At 52.2% G+C, this 3,016-nt stretch carries 1 rRNA gene; it reads right to left on the bottom strand.

Features of this window, described 5'->3' with window-relative positions:
• Positions 1-8: 8 nt before the first annotated feature.
• A 23S ribosomal RNA gene (locus CSV79_RS16345) occupies positions 9-2,937 on the bottom strand.
• Positions 2,938-3,016 lie beyond the last annotated feature (79 nt).

The raw sequence follows: 3,016 nt of genomic DNA, 5'->3' as shown, positions 1-3,016 counted from the left end.
TTTAAAAATAGGTTAAGTCCTCGATCGATTAGTATCTGTCAGCTGCATACGTCGCCGTACTTCCACCCCAGACCTATCCACCTCATCTTCTTTGAGGGATCTTACTTACTTGCGTAATGGGAAATCTCATCTTGAAGGGGGCTTCATGCTTAGATGCTTTCAGCATTTATCCCGTCCATACATAGCTACCCAGCGATGCCTTTGGCAAGACAACTGGTACACCAGCGGTATGTCCATCCCGGTCCTCTCGTACTAAGGACAGCTCTCCTCAAATTTCCTGCGCCCGCGACGGATAGGGACCGAACTGTCTCACGACGTTCTGAACCCAGCTCGCGTGCCGCTTTAATGGGCGAACAGCCCAACCCTTGGGACCGACTACAGCCCCAGGATGCGACGAGCCGACATCGAGGTGCCAAACCTCCCCGTCGATGTGGACTCTTGGGGGAGATAAGCCTGTTATCCCCGGGGTAGCTTTTATCCGTTGAGCGATGGCCCTTCCATGCGGAACCACCGGATCACTAAGCCCGTCTTTCGACCCTGCTCGACTTGTAGGTCTCGCAGTCAAGCTCCCTTATGCCTTTGCACTCTACGAATGATGTCCAACCATTCTGAGGGAACCTTTGGGCGCCTCCGTTACTCTTTAGGAGGCGACCGCCCCAGTCAAACTGTCCACCTGACACTGTCTCCTGCCCGGATCACGGGCATGGGTTAGAAGTCCAATACAGCCAGGGTAGTATCCCACCAACGCCTCCTCCGAAGCTGGCGCTCCGGAATCAAAGGCTCCTACCTATCCTGTACAGGCTGCACCGGAATTCAATATCAGGCTACAGTAAAGCTCCACGGGGTCTTTCCGTCCTGTCGCGGGTAATGCGCATCTTCACGCATATTATAATTTCACCGAGTCTCTCGTTGAGACAGTGCCCAGATCGTTACGCCTTTCGTGCGGGTCGGAACTTACCCGACAAGGAATTTCGCTACCTTAGGACCGTTATAGTTACGGCCGCCGTTTACTGGGGCTTCAATTCAGAGCTTCGCTTGCGCTAACCCCTCCTCTTAACCTTCCAGCACCGGGCAGGCGTCAGCCCCTATACGTCACCTTACGGTTTTGCAGAGACCTGTGTTTTTGCTAAACAGTCGCCTGGGCCTATTCACTGCGGCTCTCTCGGGCTATTCACCCTACCAGAGCACCCCTTCTCCCGAAGTTACGGGGTCATTTTGCCGAGTTCCTTAACGAGAGTTCTCTCGATCACCTTAGGATTCTCTCCTCGCCTACCTGTGTCGGTTTGCGGTACAGGCACCTCCCGCCTCGCTAGAGGCTTTTCTTGGCAGTGTGAAATCAGGGACTCTGGAGAAAATTCTCCTCGCCATCACAGCCTAGTGTTATATGAGAACGGGATTTTCCTCGTTCTCCACCTCACTGCTTAGACACACAACCAACTGTGTGCTCACCCTATCCTACTGCGTCCCCCCATTACTCAAACGGCGGGGAGGTGGTACAGGAATATCAACCTGTTGTCCATCGTCTACGCCTATCGGCCTCGACTTAGGTCCTGACTAACCCTGAGCGGACGAGCCTTCCTCAGGAAACCTTGGGCATTCGGTGGAAGGGATTCTCACCCTTCTTTCGCTACTCATACCGGCATTCTCACTTCCAAGCGCTCCACCAGTCCTTCCGGTCTAGCTTCAACGCCCTTGGAACGCTCTCCTACCATTGATCCGAAGATCAATCCACAGCTTCGGTGATCTGTTTAGCCCCGGTACATTTTCGGCGCAGCGCCACTCGACCAGTGAGCTATTACGCACTCTTTAAATGATGGCTGCTTCTAAGCCAACATCCTGGTTGTCTGGGCAACGCCACATCCTTTTCCACTTAACAGATACTTGGGGACCTTAGCTGGTGGTCTGGGCTGTTTCCCTCTCGACAATGGATCTTATCACCCACTGTCTGACTCCCAAACATAAATCATCGGCATTCGGAGTTTGTCTGAATTCGGTAACCCGGGATGGGCCCCTCGTCCAAACAGTGCTCTACCTCCGAGATTCTTTCGTTTGAGGCTAGCCCTAAAGCTATTTCGGAGAGAACCAGCTATCTCCAGGTTCGATTGGAATTTCACCGCTACCCACACCTCATCCCCGCATTTTTCAACATACGTGGGTTCGGGCCTCCAGTCAGTGTTACCTGACCTTCACCCTGGACATGGGTAGATCACCTGGTTTCGGGTCTACGACCCCATACTCATTCGCCCTATTCAGACTCGCTTTCGCTGCGGCTCCGCTTTCTCAGCTTAACCTTGCATGGAATCGTAACTCGCCGGTTCATTCTACAAAAGGCACGCCATCACCCATTAACGGGCTCTGACAATTTGTAAGCGCATGGTTTCAGGATCTATTTCACTCCCCTTCCGGGGTGCTTTTCACCTTTCCCTCACGGTACTGGTTCACTATCGGTCACTAGAGAGTATTTAGCCTTGGGAGATGGTCCTCCCGGATTCCGACGGAATTTCACGTGTTCCGCCGTACTCAGGATCCACTCTGGAGAGAATACGCTTTCGACTACGGGGCTTTTACCCACTACGGCGGACCTTTCCAGGTCGCTTCGCCTAACGCATTCCTTTGTAACTCCGTATAGAGTGTCCTACAACCCCAAGAAGCAAGCTTCTTGGTTTGGGCTCTTCCCGTTTCGCTCGCCGCTACTAAGGGAATCGATTTTTCTTTCTCTTCCTCCGGGTACTTAGATGTTTCAGTTCTCCGGGTATGCCACAAGTACGCTATGTATTCACGTACATGTACTGTCCCATTATGGACAGTGGGTTTCCCCATTCGGAAATCTTCGGATCAAAGCTCACTTACAGCTCCCCGAAGCATATCGGTGTTAGTGCCGTCCTTCATCGGCTTCTAGTGCCAAGGCATCCGCCATGCGCCCTTTCTAACTTAACCTATAAAAGGTCCAACGTCATCCTAGCGATAGGAATCAGAAGGTTAAAAAGTAGATGAATAAAGTATACATACTTCATTC

The organism is Sporosarcina sp. P13 (genome assembly GCF_002743055.1).
In the GTDB taxonomy this organism is placed as follows: Bacteria; Bacillota; Bacilli; order Bacillales_A; family Planococcaceae; genus Sporosarcina.
This window is presented reverse-complemented; position numbering and strand designations above follow the sequence as displayed.